The sequence below is a fragment of the Streptococcus sp. STC1396 genome (assembly GCF_058933875.1).
In genome coordinates, this window is record NZ_JBZYCU010000012.1 from 57,575 (window position 1) to 73,350 (window position 15,776).

18 protein-coding genes and 2 pseudogenes are annotated in these 15,776 nt (G+C 43.2%); 19 read left to right on the forward strand and 1 reads right to left on the reverse strand.

Features of this window, described 5'->3' with window-relative positions; all coding sequences use genetic code 11:
- Positions 1–132: 132 nt before the first annotated feature.
- The 17 genes and pseudogenes from AC5FEC_RS05680 to gloA2 all read left to right on the forward strand — a co-directional run.
- Positions 133–781 (forward strand): annotated as a pseudogene (locus tag AC5FEC_RS05680) (ABC transporter ATP-binding protein); the annotation flags it as partial.
- Between the two features lie 14 nt (positions 782–795).
- Positions 796–999, forward strand: a pseudogene (locus AC5FEC_RS05685) (ABC transporter ATP-binding protein); the annotation flags it as partial.
- A complete protein-coding gene (locus AC5FEC_RS05690; protein ID WP_493661579.1) occupies positions 1,000–1,863 on the forward strand; it encodes an ABC transporter permease in 864 nt (287 codons plus the stop codon). It abuts the pseudogene before it with no gap.
- Between the two features lie 20 nt (positions 1,864–1,883).
- Positions 1,884–2,339 carry a LytTR family DNA-binding domain-containing protein gene (locus AC5FEC_RS05695; RefSeq protein WP_493661580.1) on the forward strand — a complete coding sequence of 152 codons (456 nt, stop codon included), beginning with the start codon at positions 1,884–1,886 and terminating at the stop codon, positions 2,337–2,339.
- A gap of 10 nt (positions 2,340–2,349) precedes the next feature.
- On the forward strand, positions 2,350–2,751 hold the full coding sequence (locus AC5FEC_RS05700) for a DUF3021 domain-containing protein (RefSeq protein WP_493661581.1): 402 nt from the start codon (positions 2,350–2,352) through the stop codon (positions 2,749–2,751).
- 184 nt (positions 2,752–2,935) lie between these two features.
- The gene (locus AC5FEC_RS05705) at positions 2,936–3,502 is read left to right on the forward strand and encodes a TetR/AcrR family transcriptional regulator (RefSeq protein ID WP_493661582.1); all 567 of its coding nucleotides are present in this window, start codon (positions 2,936–2,938) and stop codon (positions 3,500–3,502) included.
- Between the two features lie 177 nt (positions 3,503–3,679).
- A complete protein-coding gene (locus AC5FEC_RS05710) occupies positions 3,680–4,027 on the forward strand; it encodes a hypothetical protein (protein WP_493661583.1) in 348 nt (115 codons plus the stop codon).
- A gap of 9 nt (positions 4,028–4,036) precedes the next feature.
- Positions 4,037–4,384 (forward strand): class Ib ribonucleoside-diphosphate reductase assembly flavoprotein NrdI, encoded by a 348-nt coding sequence (locus tag AC5FEC_RS05715; protein ID WP_493661584.1) that lies wholly within the window; start codon positions 4,037–4,039, stop codon positions 4,382–4,384.
- Positions 4,385–4,579: 195 nt separating this feature from the next.
- Entirely contained in the window at positions 4,580–4,711 is a 132-nt protein-coding gene (locus tag AC5FEC_RS05720; RefSeq protein ID WP_262366324.1) for a hypothetical protein, read from the forward strand.
- A gap of 291 nt (positions 4,712–5,002) precedes the next feature.
- The gene (locus tag AC5FEC_RS05725) at positions 5,003–5,770 is read left to right on the forward strand and encodes an ABC transporter ATP-binding protein (protein ID WP_037615199.1); all 768 of its coding nucleotides are present in this window, start codon (positions 5,003–5,005) and stop codon (positions 5,768–5,770) included.
- Positions 5,763–7,751: an ABC transporter permease gene (locus AC5FEC_RS05730; RefSeq protein ID WP_493661585.1), complete on the forward strand. Its 1,989-nt coding sequence runs from the start codon at positions 5,763–5,765 to the stop codon at positions 7,749–7,751. The genes AC5FEC_RS05725 and AC5FEC_RS05730 overlap by 8 nt, the downstream gene beginning before the upstream one ends.
- Positions 7,752–7,884: 133 nt before the next feature.
- Entirely contained in the window at positions 7,885–9,285 is a 1,401-nt protein-coding gene (locus tag AC5FEC_RS05735) for an amino acid permease (protein WP_493661586.1), read from the forward strand.
- 43 nt (positions 9,286–9,328) lie between these two features.
- Complete coding sequence (locus AC5FEC_RS05740; protein ID WP_493661587.1) at positions 9,329–9,592, forward strand: hypothetical protein; 264 nt, start codon at positions 9,329–9,331, stop codon at positions 9,590–9,592.
- A gap of 181 nt (positions 9,593–9,773) precedes the next feature.
- Complete coding sequence (locus tag AC5FEC_RS05745) at positions 9,774–10,199, forward strand: GNAT family N-acetyltransferase (RefSeq protein ID WP_493661588.1); 426 nt, start codon at positions 9,774–9,776, stop codon at positions 10,197–10,199.
- Positions 10,200–10,214: 15 nt separating this feature from the next.
- Complete coding sequence (locus AC5FEC_RS05750) at positions 10,215–10,673, forward strand: GNAT family N-acetyltransferase (protein ID WP_493661589.1); 459 nt, start codon at positions 10,215–10,217, stop codon at positions 10,671–10,673.
- 191 nt (positions 10,674–10,864) lie between these two features.
- The gene (locus AC5FEC_RS05755) at positions 10,865–13,162 is read left to right on the forward strand and encodes a DNA translocase FtsK (protein ID WP_493661590.1); all 2,298 of its coding nucleotides are present in this window, start codon (positions 10,865–10,867) and stop codon (positions 13,160–13,162) included.
- Between the two features lie 108 nt (positions 13,163–13,270).
- Positions 13,271–13,657, forward strand: coding sequence for an SMU1112c/YaeR family gloxylase I-like metalloprotein (gene gloA2, locus AC5FEC_RS05760; protein WP_493661591.1), 387 nt, complete (start codon positions 13,271–13,273; stop codon positions 13,655–13,657).
- A 21-nt stretch (positions 13,658–13,678) separates the two neighbouring features.
- Here gloA2 and AC5FEC_RS05765 read toward each other — a convergent pair whose 3' ends face one another.
- Positions 13,679–14,032, reverse strand: coding sequence for a DUF3397 domain-containing protein (locus tag AC5FEC_RS05765; protein ID WP_037615213.1), 354 nt, complete (start codon positions 14,030–14,032; stop codon positions 13,679–13,681).
- Between the two features lie 150 nt (positions 14,033–14,182).
- Here AC5FEC_RS05765 and rplK point away from each other — a divergent pair, with 150 nt between their 5' ends.
- Positions 14,183–14,608: a 50S ribosomal protein L11 gene (gene rplK, locus AC5FEC_RS05770; RefSeq protein WP_037616181.1), complete on the forward strand. Its 426-nt coding sequence runs from the start codon at positions 14,183–14,185 to the stop codon at positions 14,606–14,608.
- 115 nt (positions 14,609–14,723) lie between these two features.
- Complete coding sequence (rplA, locus tag AC5FEC_RS05775) at positions 14,724–15,413, forward strand: 50S ribosomal protein L1 (protein ID WP_037616184.1); 690 nt, start codon at positions 14,724–14,726, stop codon at positions 15,411–15,413.
- Positions 15,414–15,776: the final 363 nt, after the last annotated feature.

Sequence of the window (15,776 nt, forward strand, 5' to 3'; positions counted from 1 at the left end):
TGGTCGGGGATTTTTTTGTGTCTGGAATATTACCACTCATCTCCCTCATTTTACCGCTTATCCAAAAAGATGAGATTTTTCAAAAAAGACTTGCTATCATAGTTTCAGAAGTTAAGGACAGGGGAAAATATCATGTTAGTAGAAACGAAAAATCTAACTAAAGTTTATGGCGATAAGGTGGCTGTCAATGGTCTTAATATTCAGATTGAGAGAGGCAGTTTTACAGCAATTCTGGGTCCTAATGGTGCAGGAAAATCCACGACCATTCAGATGTTGATTGGACTTTTGCAGCCGACATCAGGACAAATCATTTATGCAGAACAAACCAAGCTGGGGGTGGTCTTTCAAAATAGTGTGCTAGATGCCAATTTGACAGTAGTTGAAAATCTGAAAATCCGTGCCAAGCAGTACAAACAGGTGAAAGCAGGCAAGATTGACCAGTTGATCGAGCAACTGGGGCTGACTAGCTTTGCCAAACAACGCTACGGGACACTTTCTGGCGGACAAAAGCGACGGGTGGATATTGCTCGTGCGTTGCTCAATAGCCCTGACCTGCTTTTTCTAGATGAGCCAACGACAGGCTTGGATATCCAGACCAGAGAAAGCATTTGGAAGTTGCTCAAAGACTTGCAGCAGAAGGAAAACATGACCGTAGTCCTGACTACCCACTATCTCAATGAAGCCGACGATGCGGATAAGATTTACATCGTAGACCATGGTCAAGTCATCGCTCAGGGATCTGCCAACCAGATCAAGGAGCGCTATGCCCGCAATGTTTTGCGGATTCTGACCCTAGATTCAGAGGACTTGAAGGCTACTTTGCCGACTAGCTGTGAATGGGAGCATGGCAAGGATAATGAGTTTTTCTTTTATCCAGAAACGACTAAGGAAGCATTGGCTTTGCTTAGCCAGCTTGGCTCTTATATTGAACAATTTGAATTTCAACCAGGGACGATGGATGATGCCTTTATGGCCCTGACAGGAAGAGAGGTACGTTAAATGTTAATGTTGATCAAACGAAATTTTTTACTATATTTTCGCAATCATAGTGGGGTGATCCTATCTCTCTTTGGAGCCATTATTCCCTTTGTTTTATATCTGGTCTTTCTAAAGGACAACATGAAAGGCTCTTGGTCAGACAGTAGCCATGCTAAAGAGCTGCTCGACTTCTGGTTGATTAGCGGAACACTAGCTGTCACCGCCTTGACAACTACCCTATCAGCTTTTTCGCAACAGACCGAAGACCAAGAAAGAAAGGTGACTGCCGACCTCTTTATCACAGATTTGGGGCAATGGGGCTTGCAGTTTAGCTACTTAATCAGTGCCTTTGTGATTGGCTTTGTCATGCAAGTCTTCATGTTTGCTGTTATGCTGACCTACTTTATCCTAGCAGACAAGATTTCCTTTGATAGGGCGCTTCTTCCCCAGCTGGTCTTCCTCATGCTGCTTAATAGCTTGCTTGCTAGTCTTCTTAATGCTCTAGTTGTTCCTTATTTCAAATCGATGAATTCCTTGGGTCAATATGCAACGGTCATCGGTGCGGCCTCTGGTTTTCTAGTGGGAACCTATATTCCAATTGGGACTCTACCCAGCCTTGCTCAAAATCTCATGAAGTTAACTCCCTCAACCTACATGGCTTCCCTTTTCAGACAAGTCCTGATGAAGGAGTCTCTGACAGAAGTTTTTGCGGGCCAGAGTCAGCTCCAGCAAGAATTTGAGAAGCTCCTAGGTATCCGTATCGAATGGCAAAAGCTCTTGACAAGCCAAGAAACATACTATATAGTTGGAGTAGTGCTCACGGCAGCAGCCCTGTTCTGGCTAGGTCAAAATTGGCTGCTAAATCGACGGATGAGCTTCAAGTAAAGAAAGTAGGAGGCTTAGGTTTGCAGACAAGATTTGAAGAAGATGCTCAGATTTCCTCCCAAGACCCGCTGGTGGTCGTGAGAGCGGATCAGCTGGCTGGTGAGGCCAAGACCGTTCTAGACTATCTGGAACACTATAAGGCTGGTCCAAGTGGTGTCCTGCCTATTAAGTCGGATGATAAGCTGGTCATGCTCAAGACGGAGGACATTATCCTAGCCGATATTAATCAGACAACCCTGATGATTTACAGTACCGAGGGCGTTTATACAACGACAGAAACGCTGACTCGTTTTCAAAATCGTCTCAATAGTCGCAATTTCATTCAGGTGTCGCGGCATGCAGTCGTTAACATCGATCATCTGGAATCTTTGTCGGATAGCTTTTCGGGCAATATGACTGCCAAGCTAACCAATCAGCTCAAAACCGATGTCAGTCGCCGCTATGTCAAGCTGCTTATGGACTATTTGGGAATTTAGGAGAAAAATTATGACCTTTAAAAAAATTCTTATCGGTATGCAGGATGGTCTGAGAACAGGTAGCTTGGTCTTTCTGCTAGTAGGCCTGTTCTCAGGAAAAACATTTTCGTTGACTCCTAGCTCTATTCTCAGTGTTCTCCTTGTCAGCGCCTTGATTGGAGTAGCAAGCTATATCTTTGATGCGACAGATCGCTTTCCATTTCCTTTCCTAATTTTCTGCCACTTTGTAGTGACAGCGACCATCGTTTGTCTGGCTGTGATCTGTAATGGCTGGGGAAATATGATTTTCAGTTGCTCTTTCTGGCTAAAATTTATTTCGATTTACCTATTAGTTTGGTTTCTTGTCTCCGTCGATTCGATGATCAAAACCAAGAAAATCAACGAGGCCTTGAAAAATCGTAGAAAACACTAATGTATCCAAGACGCAAGCAAGTTTTATCGAGAACTTGTTTGTTTTTTTATTTAACAAAGGCGCTATTGTCTCAAATCGTTGTCTTCCTTTCAAAATACTATTTCGACCCTTCTTGACAAAGATTTTTAAAGTGTTATAATTTGAATGAATAGAAAATTTAATTCATTCACAAAAGGAGAAGATCATGGACAAAAAAGCTGAATTATTGGCTGAGGCTAGGCAGGTGTTTGCTGAGAAGGGCTATAAAAAGACGAATATTTCAGATATTACCAAGCGTGCCGGCATGGCTGTCGGATCCTTTTACAAGTATTATGAGTCCAAGGAAGCTATCTTCTTGGAGGTTTATGTAGCTGAAAATAGCCGTATACGTAAGGAAACCATGCGACGTGTGGACTGGCAGGGCGAGCCCGAGGCAATCGTTGAACAGCTTTTTGCAGTCACTTTTGAGTTGATTTCACCCAATAAAATTCTGGCTGAGTGGAACAAGCCAGGTATTTCTCAGATTCTGCACAATTACTATAATCAGGATTCCGGACGAGCGTCCAATGCCTTTCATCAGTTTCTGATTCAGACCTTCAGCCAGCGCTTGCAGGAAGAGGGGTTTTCGAAGGAGAAAATAGCTGAGATCATGAAGGTTTATGATTTGATCTACTACATTGACATGCATGTGACAGAACAGGATTCTCCAGGCTATTTTGAGAGTATCGAGACCTTGGTGAAATATTTTTTAAAGGGAATTTTTGCTAAATAAGAATTTCCTTTTCTTGGAAGACGATATGAATGAATATTCAAAAACATTCATTCAGTTAAGGAGGTGGATTTGTGTGATATAGAGTCTTAGGTGGAAGTGAATTGGAAAAAATATTTTTTTGAGAAGGCGTGAATGAATATAATAATCTATTCATTCAAATGAGAAAGTGAGGAAATAATGATGAAACAAGGTGGAATGATGTTGAGTGGAAGGACTATTTTGGGCCTTTGCCTAGTTGTGATTGGTCTTTTGACCCTTGGTTATGGTGGGGTGGAATTTGGCTTTGGTCTAAGTTTGGGCTTTCAGTCTTTTTTGATTGGTGGTCTTATTTGTATCTTGGTTGGATTACTTGTAATGCCAGTCGTGGTGGTGGCTATCAAGCTGGTGGTCTTGGCTTTGACGGTGATTAGTATCTTGCTCGATATTCACAGTATGTCTGATTTGGAATTTCTCTTGCAACTGATATCGGATGTGGCTGTTATAGGCTTTGCTGCTTTTCTGGCAGTGCTTCTTTTGAGAAAGTAGGGAGAGGAAATGATTGTAGTTTATGATTCAGTTACGGGTGTTGGGAAGCGATTTGCAGAATCGCTGGGCTATCCGGCACAAAGCATCAAGGAAAAGTTGGAAGAACCCTGCATTCTCATTACTCGAAATGCAGTTGCTGGGAAAATTCCTTGGTCAAGCAAACGCTTCATCAAGAAACACTCAAGCCTGATTAAAGGTTTTGTCAATAATGGAGATTCGGTTAAGCATGGTCGGACCTTCTGCGGGGCGACAACTTTGATTATCGAAAAATATGGGCTGCCGCACATCTGCGATCTTGACCGAGGTGGTAAGGAAGCGGACATCAAACTTGTGCAGGAATATCTGGCTAAACTCTGAGAGCGGAGTATTTATATGCTAAATTTCTAGAAAGAGGATGGGTGGTGATCACTCATCCTTTTAAGATGACAAAAATGTAAGTTTAAAGCTTAAAATGAAAGGTTATTCGATGGTAGCGGGACGGGGAATTTTATATCATATAGGTGTAAGGAAAAACAAATCAAAAATCAATATCCAAATAAAAGGAGGCCCACTATGAAAACAAATCTCTTCAGCCACAAACAACACACTCCAAAGGCGCAGAAGATTTCCAAAGAAGAAATCGAAAAAACCAGACTGGGCTGTGCATCAAGCCAGTATTATTTCTGGTTACAATATAGTCATTAAGAAGCAGATGCAGTGAAGGGGCTGGGATAGAACTAAGAATGATTAGTTCTATCCCACCACCTTTTTGCCCAAATGGAACTGAAAGTTTAGGGGAAAGAGAGGCAAACTTGCAAAGTAGCTCAAGTCATACAGCCAGCTTCCCTTAGTGAAAATCAAGTTTTTACATAACTTGAAGATAGCTAAGTGACAAAAATGTAAGATAAGAGTTTAAAATGAAAGATTAGCTTATGGAAACTTGTCGGGCTTTTCGGTATGATAATAGTATCAAATAATGAAAAAGAGGTTCAAGGAATGACATTATTAGATGTACAACATGTGAAAAAAATTTATAAAACCCGCTTTCAGGGTAGTCAAGTAGAGGCGCTAAAGGACATTCACTTTACAGTGGAGAAAGGCGAATATGTCGCCATCATGGGGGAGTCAGGCTCTGGGAAATCCACCTTGCTCAACATCCTAGCCATGCTGGACAAGCCGACCGAAGGCCGTGTTTTCCTCAACGGAACTGACACAGCAACTATCAAAAATAGCCAAGCTTCCAGCTTCCGACGGGAGAAATTAGGCTTTGTCTTTCAGGATTTCAACCTGCTGGACACCCTATCGGTCAAGGATAATGTCCTTCTACCCTTGGTACTCTCTCGTCGTCCCATTACCGAGATGATGCAAAAGCTGGTCACGACCTGCAATGAGCTGGAAATTAACAAACTTCAAGAGAAGTTTCCTTATGAGATTTCTGGCGGTCAGAAGCAGCGGGTGGCAGTTGCTCGCGCTATCATCACTGAGCCTGAGATTTTGCTGGCAGATGAGCCGACAGGAGCCTTGGATTCCAAGTCTTCAGCTGCTCTTTTGGATGTCTTTGGCGACATCAATGCACGCGGTCAAACTATTCTCATGGTGACTCACTCGACTTCAGCAGCCAGTCGAGCCAAGCGGGTGCTCTTTATCAAGGACGGGATTCTCTACAATCAAATCTTCCGCGGCAACAAGACTGAGCGACAGATGTTCCAAGAGATTTCCGATACGTTGACGGTTATGGCAAGTGAGGTGGGTGCTCATGCTTAGATTAACCAGTAAGCTTGCGCTTTCCAACCTAGTCAAAAATCGTAAGCTTTATTATCCTTTCGCTCTGGCGACCTGTCTGGCTATCGCCATCTCCTACATCTTTTTCTCTCTGACCTTCAATCCCAATCTGATAAAAATGGCTGGAGCAAGTGCAGTTTCTATGGTACTATCGCTGGGGATGGTTATTGTCAGCATCACCACCAGCATTATCGTCTTTTATGCCAATAGCTTTGTTTTCAAGAATCGCTCCAAAGAGCTGGGGCTCTACAGTGTGCTAGGGCTCAATAAATCCCATCTCTTTGTCATGGTGGTCATCGAATTGATGGTATTTGGTTTGGTCACCCTTCTCCTTGGTTTGGGACTAGGACTCTTATTTGACAAGCTAATTTATGCTCTTTTGCTGAAAATCATGGGGTTTAAAGTTGTGCTGGTTTCGACTTTCCAGCCATCTGTAGTCGTGGCTGTTGCTGTTTTTTATGCCTTTGTCTTTTTCTGCTTGATGATGAGCAATGGCCTGAGACTGAGAAAACTAGATGCTCTGCAATTGGTCAAAGAAAAGAATAGTGGAGAAAAGGAAAGTCGCTTTTTACTCCTGCAAACTGTGCTTGGACTCGCAGCATTGGCATTTGGCTACTTTCTTGCGCTAGGAGTTACCAATCCTTTATCAGCGATTTTTACATTCTTTGTCGCAGTACTCTTTGTGATTCTGGGGACCTATCTGCTCTTTAATGCGGGAATTACAGTCTTTCTGCAGTTTTTGAAAAAGAAGAAGTCTTATTATTACCAACCTAATAATATGATTTCCGTTTCCAACCTGATTTTCCGCATGAAGAAAAATGCGGTGGGTCTGGCAACGATTGCCATCCTATCAACCATGGTCTTGGTGACTTTATCTGGTGGAGCCAATATCTATGCTGGTGGGGATTACATGCAAAAAGCCTTGTTTCCTCATGATATGAGTATTCAAGGAAAAGGAGTCACGGGTGAGCAGATGGACCAAGTTCTGACAGAGTTTGCGAATGAGCAACAGTTACCAGTCGCGAAAAGAGTCGTCTATCAATATTATACGATGGGGGTGAGAAGTCGCGCCGGCAATCAACTTGATATTTTCGCTGCCGATCAGAGATTTGTCACGCCGAATACTTACATTCTAGCCATTTCAGAAGCGGATTATCAGAGTATGACAGGGAAAACTCTGAATCTTGGGGATGACGAGGTGGCACTCTACCAGCAAGGCGTGAAACTGGATTTCCAGCAAGACTTGCAGCTGGCTGGTCAGACCTTTAAAATCAAAGAAGAACTCAAAGAAGACTTTATCTTTGGCAATTTGCCAGACCAGATGAACATGATTGTCCCAGAGAAAATCTATATGGTAGTCAAAAATCCGAGTCAAGTATTCTCCGCCTTGATGGAGAAATACGCTGTAAATCTTGACTATTATGGTGGGCTTAATCTGGATTTACCAACAGCAGAACAGCGCAAGCTGAGGGATGCTTATCAAGAAAAGTTGTATCAGTTTAATCTGACCTTGCCGGAAAATCAAGCGGTTTATGGTTCGGTGACAGCCTTTGAGAAACAAGAAATCAAAGGAATGTTGGGTGGTATGTTCTTTATCGGGATTTTCCTTTCAATCGTCTTCATGCTGGGGACCATCCTCATCATCTACTACAAGCAGATTTCAGAAGGTTATGAGGATCGGGATCGCTTTGTGATTTTACAAAAAGTCGGTCTGGATGAAAAGCAAATCAGACAAACCATTCGGAAGCAGATTTTGATTGTTTTCTTCCTGCCGCTGGCCTTTGCCTTTATCCATCTGACTTTTGCTTATCACATGCTGAGCTTAATCTTGTCTGTCCTAGGAGTGCTTAATGCAACACTCATGCTGACGGTCACGCTAGGCGTTTGTGCGGTCTTCTTTATCAGCTATGTGCTTGTCTTTATGATTACTTCCCGCAGTTATCATACGATTGTTTCTATATAAGAAGTTGGGTTTTCCCAGCTTCTTATTTTGCTGTTTTTTTCTAGGTGGCAGCAAGGCTGGATAGAAAACGGGCTTTTCTAAATCCAGCAATCTATGATATAATAAACCATCTATGCTTTGGAGGGAGATTGCTATGAATATTTTTCGAAAAAAAGATGCCAGTAAAAACCGGACGGGAATGCGGCGGCATCTGAAACTGGTAGATTTGATTCTTTTGGGAATTGGTGCCATGGTCGGTACAGGGATTTTCACTGTTACGGGAATCGGCGCAGCGACGTATGCGGGTCCGGCTTTGATTGTATCTATCGTGATTTCTGCCCTGTGTGTCAGTATTTGTGCTCTATTTTATGCGGAGTTTGCTTCGCGGGTTCCGGCTAATGGCGGAGCTTATAGCTATATCTACGCTGTTTTGGGAGAATTTCCGGCTTGGATGGCCGGCTGGCTGACTATCATGGAATTTATGACAGCAGTATCTGGTGTCGCTTCTGGCTGGGCCTCCTATCTAAAGGGACTGCTCAGTAGTTTTGGTCTTCAGTTGCCAACAGCCTTAAATGGAACTTTTGATCCACAGATGGGAACATACATCGATATTTTACCTATTCTGGTTGTGTTTTTTGTTACAGGAGTCGTACTTTTAAACTCAAAAGCAGCCTTGCGCTTCAACTCTGCCTTGGTAGTCCTCAAATTCTCAGCTTTGGCCCTATTTATCCTCGTTGGTCTTTTCCATCTTCGGCCTGAGAATTGGTCTGACTTTGCTCCGTTCGGCTTTGGCCAGATTTATGGCGGGCAGACGGGGATTATGGCAGGAGCTTCTCTGATGTTCTTTGCTTTTCTGGGCTTTGAGTCGATTTCCATGTCCGTGGACGAGATTAAAGAGCCACAAAAAAATGTACCACGTGGAATCGTCCTGTCCCTCAGTATCGTCACCATTCTCTATATCTTGGTAACCTTGGTCTTGACTGGACTGGTACATTACACCAAGCTTAATGTTCCAGATGCAGTAGCCTTCTCACTTCGTAGTATTGGACTGGATTGGGCGGCCAATTATGTTTCCATCGTGGCTATTTTGACCCTGATTACGGTCTGTATCTCCATGACCTATGCCTTGTCTCGGATGATTTACAGTGTGGCGCGTGATGGTTTGTTACCAAAGTCCTTTAAAAAATTAACTGCAACGAGCAGAGTACCCCAAAATGCAACCATCTTGGTGGGAGTGGTGGCGGCTATCTGTGCCGGAATCTTTCCACTGGCCAGCATCGCCTCCTTCCTCAATATCTGTACATTAGCTTACCTGATTATGCTGGCCTTTGCCATTTTGAAGCTGCGGAAGGATAAGGGACAGCCCAAGGAAGGAGAGTTTAAAACTCCGCTGGTGCCTCTAACTCCGATTTTGTCCATTATCATCTGCCTTTCCTTTATGACTCAGTACACTTGGGACACTTGGCTGGCCTTTGGAATCGCCCTGTTCTTGGGAATTCTGATTTACTTCGGTTACGGCTATCGCCATTCGGAAATAGAAGCGAGAGAAAAATAAAATAAAGAAGTTATAGCTAGATAGGAAATATACGGAGAAAAGAATGAAGAAGTTCAACCTAACGAAAAAGAAGAAAGTTTGGCTGTTTATCCTGCTCTTAATTGCCCTGCCCCTACTAGCCATTGTGATCAATATCCAGCTGAATCAACCCGAACATATGAACGCTGACTATGTTGGGCTTTGGAAGTCAAGGTGGCATGAGGAAAATAAAGATTGGCTCTATCCTCTGAAAAATATCTGTCTCATTATTTTAGCAGGTATAGCTGGCTCTGGATTGATGATTGCATTTTCCAAGGGTGAGAGATAGAAATAAGCTTTTGTAGATATGGTGTGGCCTATGAAATAAGGCAAGTCGGCCTCATATCTTAACAGACCAGCCTTTAGAGGAGGCTGAGTCTTGGTTGAGGAAACAGTTAGGAGAATAGTTCATTGAAAGCAGTCAAAGAGACTGCTTTTCTGCTATAATAAAGAGAAGAACGAGGTGACAGATGATTCGTAAGGTAAAACTAGAAGACGCCGTAGCCATTCAGCGACTCAATGCTGAGTGCTTGGGATATAATTTCGATAGGAAAGCGACGGAGGCTCAACTGAAGAGGCTGCTAGAGAATGACCAGCATTTGATTTTGGTCGCTGAAGCAGATGGACAGGTCATAGGCTACGCCCATGCGGTTAGCTACGACTGTCTCTATTTCCCGTCCTTGCTCAATCTCTTGGCTTTGGCCGTCGCTCAGGATTTTCAAGGTCAGGGACATGGCAGAGCGCTGATGCAAGCTTTGCGTGAAGAGGGAAGAGCGGCAGGCTACACAGGGGTTCGGATTAATTCAGGCATTTCCCGTTCATCAGCCCATGCATTTTACCGCAGCCTCGGCTGCAACGAAAAAGCAGACCAGAAACGATTTTATTGGGAATTTTAGAGAAAGGAGGAGAAGATGATGATTGAACCACTAACCCAGCAGCATGCTTTAGAAATTGCTAAGGACTGGCATTATGAAGCGCCTTATGATTTTTATGACATGAAAAATGACCTAGAGGATTATGAAGAAATGGTTTCTCCTGAAGCGCGTGGGGACCGTTATTATCAAGTCCTGCGAGAGGGGAAGCTCTATGGATTTTTCTGCTTGGATCAGAAAGGAGAGCGAACTTTGGAGCTTGGTTTGGGGATGAAGCCGGAGCACTGCGGAAAGAGCCAGGGTGCTTCATTTCTGCAGGAAATTCTGGACTTTATCATGGAAAATTTTGCGCCTCAAGTCATAAGGCTATCCGTGGCTGACTTCAATCACCGAGCCCAGCAGCTCTATTTCAATATGGGATTTGAAATGGTGAGGCGCATCCCGCAGGAAAGCAATGGCGATATTCACCTCTTTGTTAAAATGCAAAAGGAGTTTTGAGAAAAAATGGCCCTCTTTTATGGTGAATCTAGAATAGAGAAAGGAAAGCTGAGAAGGAATTTTCTGGGCTTTTCTTATGTCTTGAGTATACAATATAAGTGCACAATAAAAAAATCATAAGATTTTCTAGTAATTGAAACAACTTGAGTTTGATTATCTAAAACTAGCTAGATTGTGTTATAATGAAAATTATGGCAAATAAGAAAAATACGAAAAAAGGTCGGACTACTAGACGGCCGACAAAAGCAGAATTAGAAAGGCAGAAAGCCATTCAACGGATGATTGCCACTTTTGTTTTGGCTATCGTTTTGTTGTTTGCTGCTCTAAAACTAGGTGCCTTCGGGGTCACCATTTATAATTTAATTCGAGTTCTGGTGGGCAGTATGGCCTATGTGGCTATCTTGGCCAGTTTGGGCTATCTCTTTTTCTTCAAATGGTTGCATAAGCATGAAGGGATAATTTCAGGCTTTATCAGCTTTTTTCTGGGCTTGAGCTTGATTTTTCAAGCTTACTTTGTTCACGTTTTGCATTTGAAAGGGCAAGTTTTATCCACAACGCTTACGCGAGTCCTGACAGATTTGATGGCCTTTAAAGTGTCCTCATTTGCTGGTGGGGGCTTGCTTGGGGCGGCTCTCTATGCGCCGATTTCTTTTCTTTTTTCAAATATCGGCTCCTATTTTATCGGTTTGCTTCTGATTGCGCTTGGAGTCCTGCTCATGAGTCCATGGTCGATTTATGATATTGCTGAGAAATTAAGCATAGCTTTCCAACAGTGGAGTGAAAAGAGGGAAGAAAAGCGGCAGCAAAGATTCCTTGAGCGAGAAGAGAAGGCTGCCCAGGAAGCTCTGAAAGCTATTGAGGTGGAACAAGAAGGACTTGGAGTGGATCCTGAGACGGGTGAGATTTTAGATGATGAGGATCTGGCTCATACATCGGTTGATTTTGATGATGTAGACTATGATGAACCGGGCGACTATGATCCTCATGAACCTCTAGATTTTGGGCGTGTTCAGGAGAGGGAAGAAGCTGACGCAGATGTCGAAGTAGATTTTACAGCCAAGGAAAGTCTGGACTATAAACTACCGACCATCAATCTCTTTGCGCCTGACAAGCCTAAGAACCAGACTAAAGAAAAACGGATTGTTCGCGAGAATATTAAAATTTTGGAAGAGACCTTTGCCAGCTTTGGCATCAAGGCTGCTGTCGAGCGCGCTGAAATCGGGCCTTCTGTCACCAAGTACGAGGTTAAGCCAGCTGTCGGCGTTCGGGTTAATCGGATCTCCAATCTGGCTGATGACTTGGCTCTTGCCCTAGCTGCTAAGGATGTGCGGATTGAGGCACCAATTCCTGGGAAGTCTCTTGTCGGGATTGAAGTGCCCAATTCTGAAGTTGCGACCGTGACTTTCCGAGAACTCTGGGACCAGTCCAAGACGGATGCTAATAAGCTCCTAGAAATCCCGCTTGGTAAGGCTGTCAACGGCTCTGTCCGCTCCTTTGACTTGGCTAAGATGCCCCATCTCTTGGTAGCGGGCTCTACTGGCTCTGGTAAATCTGTGGCTGTCAACGGCATTATTGCCAGCATCCTCATGAAGGCTAGACCTGATGAAGTCAAGTTCATGATGGTGGATCCTAAGATGGTGGAGTTATCCGTTTATAACGACATTCCCCACTTGCTCATCCCCGTCGTGACCAATCCTCGCAAGGCCAGTCGAGCTCTGCAGAAGGTTGTAGACGAGATGGAAAATCGCTACGAACTTTTCTCTAAGGTAGGTGCCCGCAACATTGCTGGTTACAACGCTAAGGTAGCTGAGTACAATGCACAGTCAGAGTACAAGCAGGTTCCCCTGCCTTTAATCGTCGTCATAGTGGACGAACTGGCTGACCTTATGATGGTGGCTAGCAAGGAAGTGGAAGACGCCATTATTCGTCTGGGACAAAAAGCGCGTGCGGCTGGGATTCACATGATTCTGGCTACCCAGCGGCCATCTGTAGATGTTATCTCGGGTCTAATCAAGGCCAATGTGCCCTCTCGGATTGCCTTTGCTGTGTCCAGCGGGACAGACAGTCGGACTATTCTGGATGAGAACGGTGCAGAGAAGTTGCTAGGTCGTGGTGATATGCTCTTTAAGCCTATTGATGAAAATCATCCGGTTCGTCTGCAGGGCTCCTTTATCTCAGATGAAGATGTGGAGCGCATTGTTGCCTTTGTCAAGAATCAAGCTGAAGCTGACTATGATGACAGCTTTGATCCTGGTGAAATATCTGACAATGATTTGGATATTGGTGGAGGTGACGATGAGGGCGATCCACTCTTTGAGGAAGCCAAAGCCTTGGTTATCGAGACCCAGAAAGCCAGCGCTTCTATGATTCAGCGGCGACTCTCGGTCGGCTTTAATCGGGCTACTCGCCTCATGGAAGAATTGGAAGCAGCCGGTGTCATCGGACCAGCTGAAGGCACAAAACCGAGAAAGGTCTTGCAGACTAATTAATCTTTCATTTGATTAGTTTACCAGGAAGAAAATAATTCAATGAAACACAAATCTGCCAGCAGTCAGCCGGCAGATTTTCTCTACTTAAGAACGAAGGGAAAAGAAGTTATGAAATTAGACACTATTCACCATATTGCTATTATCGGTCATGATTATGCCAAAACTAAGACCTTTTATGTGGATAAGCTTGGCTTTGAGATGCTGGATGAGCACCACCGGCCAGATAAGGAGGACATTCTCTTTAATGTTCGAAAGGGGAATCTGACTCTGGAAATTTTCATCAAAGAAAAAGCACCCAAGCGGCCCTTCCTCCCCCATCCAGAGCATACTGGTCTGCGGCATCTTGCCTTCCGAGTAACAGATGTTGAAGAAACGCTAGTGGAATTTGATCGCTTGGAGATTCCCCATACCGAGCTGCGCTATGATGACTTTGACGGGCGTAAGATGGCCTTCTTTTTTGATCCCGATGGCTTGCCTCTGGAGCTTCATGAATAAAAAAAGAGCCTTGGCTCTTTTTCACTGCAAAATAAATATACTGATGACCATAGCTAGATACATGAAGAAAGTCAAGAGAAAACCGGCCCGCCAGAAGAATTTGAAAAATTTGGGATAGTAAAAAGTTTGTTTCTTTTTTAGGAAATAAACTGTGATAGCAATAGCCAGACCAGAGAGCGCTAAAACCAGCTGAGGCAAAAGACTGTGATAGAAAGCCTTGTCTGAGATGATATAAAACTCCACAATAAAGAAAGGGAAAGCCAAGTCTGCAAAATTCAAACCATATTTCTTTAATTTAAAGACTTTCACCGTGATAATAGCCAAAATGAGGGTTAGAAAGATAAATAATACTGAAGCAATTTTTAATAATACCATACAACCATTTTACCATAAAAATGCGAAAAGATAAGAATTTTTTCTTGCATTTTAGAAAGATTAGTGTATAATAGAAAGGTATGCGAAAAGCATACTTGTGGGAGGTAAAAATCTTTATTTACCGCCAAAACCACAAAGGAGGATTTAAAAATGGCTAAAAAAGTCGAAAAACTTGTAAAATTGCAAATCCCTGCTGGTAAAGCTACTCCAGCTCCACCAGTTGGTCCTGCGCTTGGTCAAGCCGGTATCAACATTATGGGATTCACTAAAGAGTTCAACGCTCGTACAGCTGATCAAGCAGGCATGATCATTCCAGTTGTTATCTCTGTATACGAAGACAAATCATTTACTTTCGTTACAAAGACTCCACCAGCTGCTGTTCTTTTGAAAAAAGCTGCCGGTACTGAAAAAGGATCAGGCGAACCAAATAAGAAGAAAGTTGCAACAGTTACTCGTGCGCAAGTACAAGAAATTGCTGAAACTAAGATGCCAGATTTGAACGCTGCAAACATTGAAGCTGCAATGCGTATGATCGAAGGTACTGCTCGTTCTATGGGATTCAAAGTTGTTGACTAATCAATGACCCCCCAAACATGCGATATAAATCGCTGGAGACCCGCAAGACTTCATCATTTCGAGAAGTGACGTGGGAGATGAAAATCGATTGAACCACTTACAAGGAGAATAGAAAATGGCTAAAAAAAGCAAACAACTTCGTGCTGCTCTTGAGAAAATCGACAGCACAAAAGCATACAGTGTAGAAGAAGCTGTAGCTCTTGCAAAAGAAACTAACTTTGCAAAATTTGACGCAACTGTAGAAGTTGCTTACAACTTGAACATCGACGTTAAAAAAGCGGATCAACAAATCCGTGGTGCAATGGTATTGCCAAACGGAACTGGTAAAACTTCACGCGTTCTTGTTTTTGCACGTGGTGCAAAAGCTGAAGAAGCGAAAGCTGCTGGTGCAGACTTCGTTGGTGAAGATGACCTCGTTGCAAAAATTAACGGTGGCTGGCTTGATTTTGATGTAGTTATTGCTACACCAGATATGATGGCGCTTGTTGGACGTCTTGGACGTATCCTTGGCCCACGTAACCTCATGCCAAACCCTAAAACTGGTACTGTAACAATGGATGTTGCTAAAGCAGTTGAAGAGTCTAAAGGCGGGAAAATCACTTACCGTGCAGACCGTGCAGGTAACGTACAGGCTATTATTGGGAAAGTTTCATTTGAAGCTGACAAGTTGGTTGAAAACTTCAAAGCATTCAACGATACCATCCAAAAAGCAAAACCAGCTACTGCTAAAGGTACTTATGTAACTAACTTGACTATCACTACTACACAAGGTGTTGGTATCAAGGTTGATGTTAATTCACTTTAATTAAAGTTTTGAAATGCAGATAAATAAAGAGGCTAGGACAAAAGTCCGACCTCAAATATAAAAAGCGAACAAAACTAGTTTTCTGGTAATCAGAATTCTGCTTTGTTCGCTTTTTGGGCTCTTTTCTACCATTTGTCAAGTCTGTCAAGGCTTTAAGTGAAAAATGAGATAAGACAGTAGCTATTCCGAGGTTACTGTCTTATTTTTAACACTTTTTGAGCCATAAAAGGGCATGCAAAAAAAACACCTCATCTGGTATTTTTTGAAACAAGGTGTTCCAATAATACGGCATAGACAGCCTTATCGATTTTGGGTCAAAGAGTAATCGTAAAGTTTGTTATGCGTAATGAGGTAATACATTGT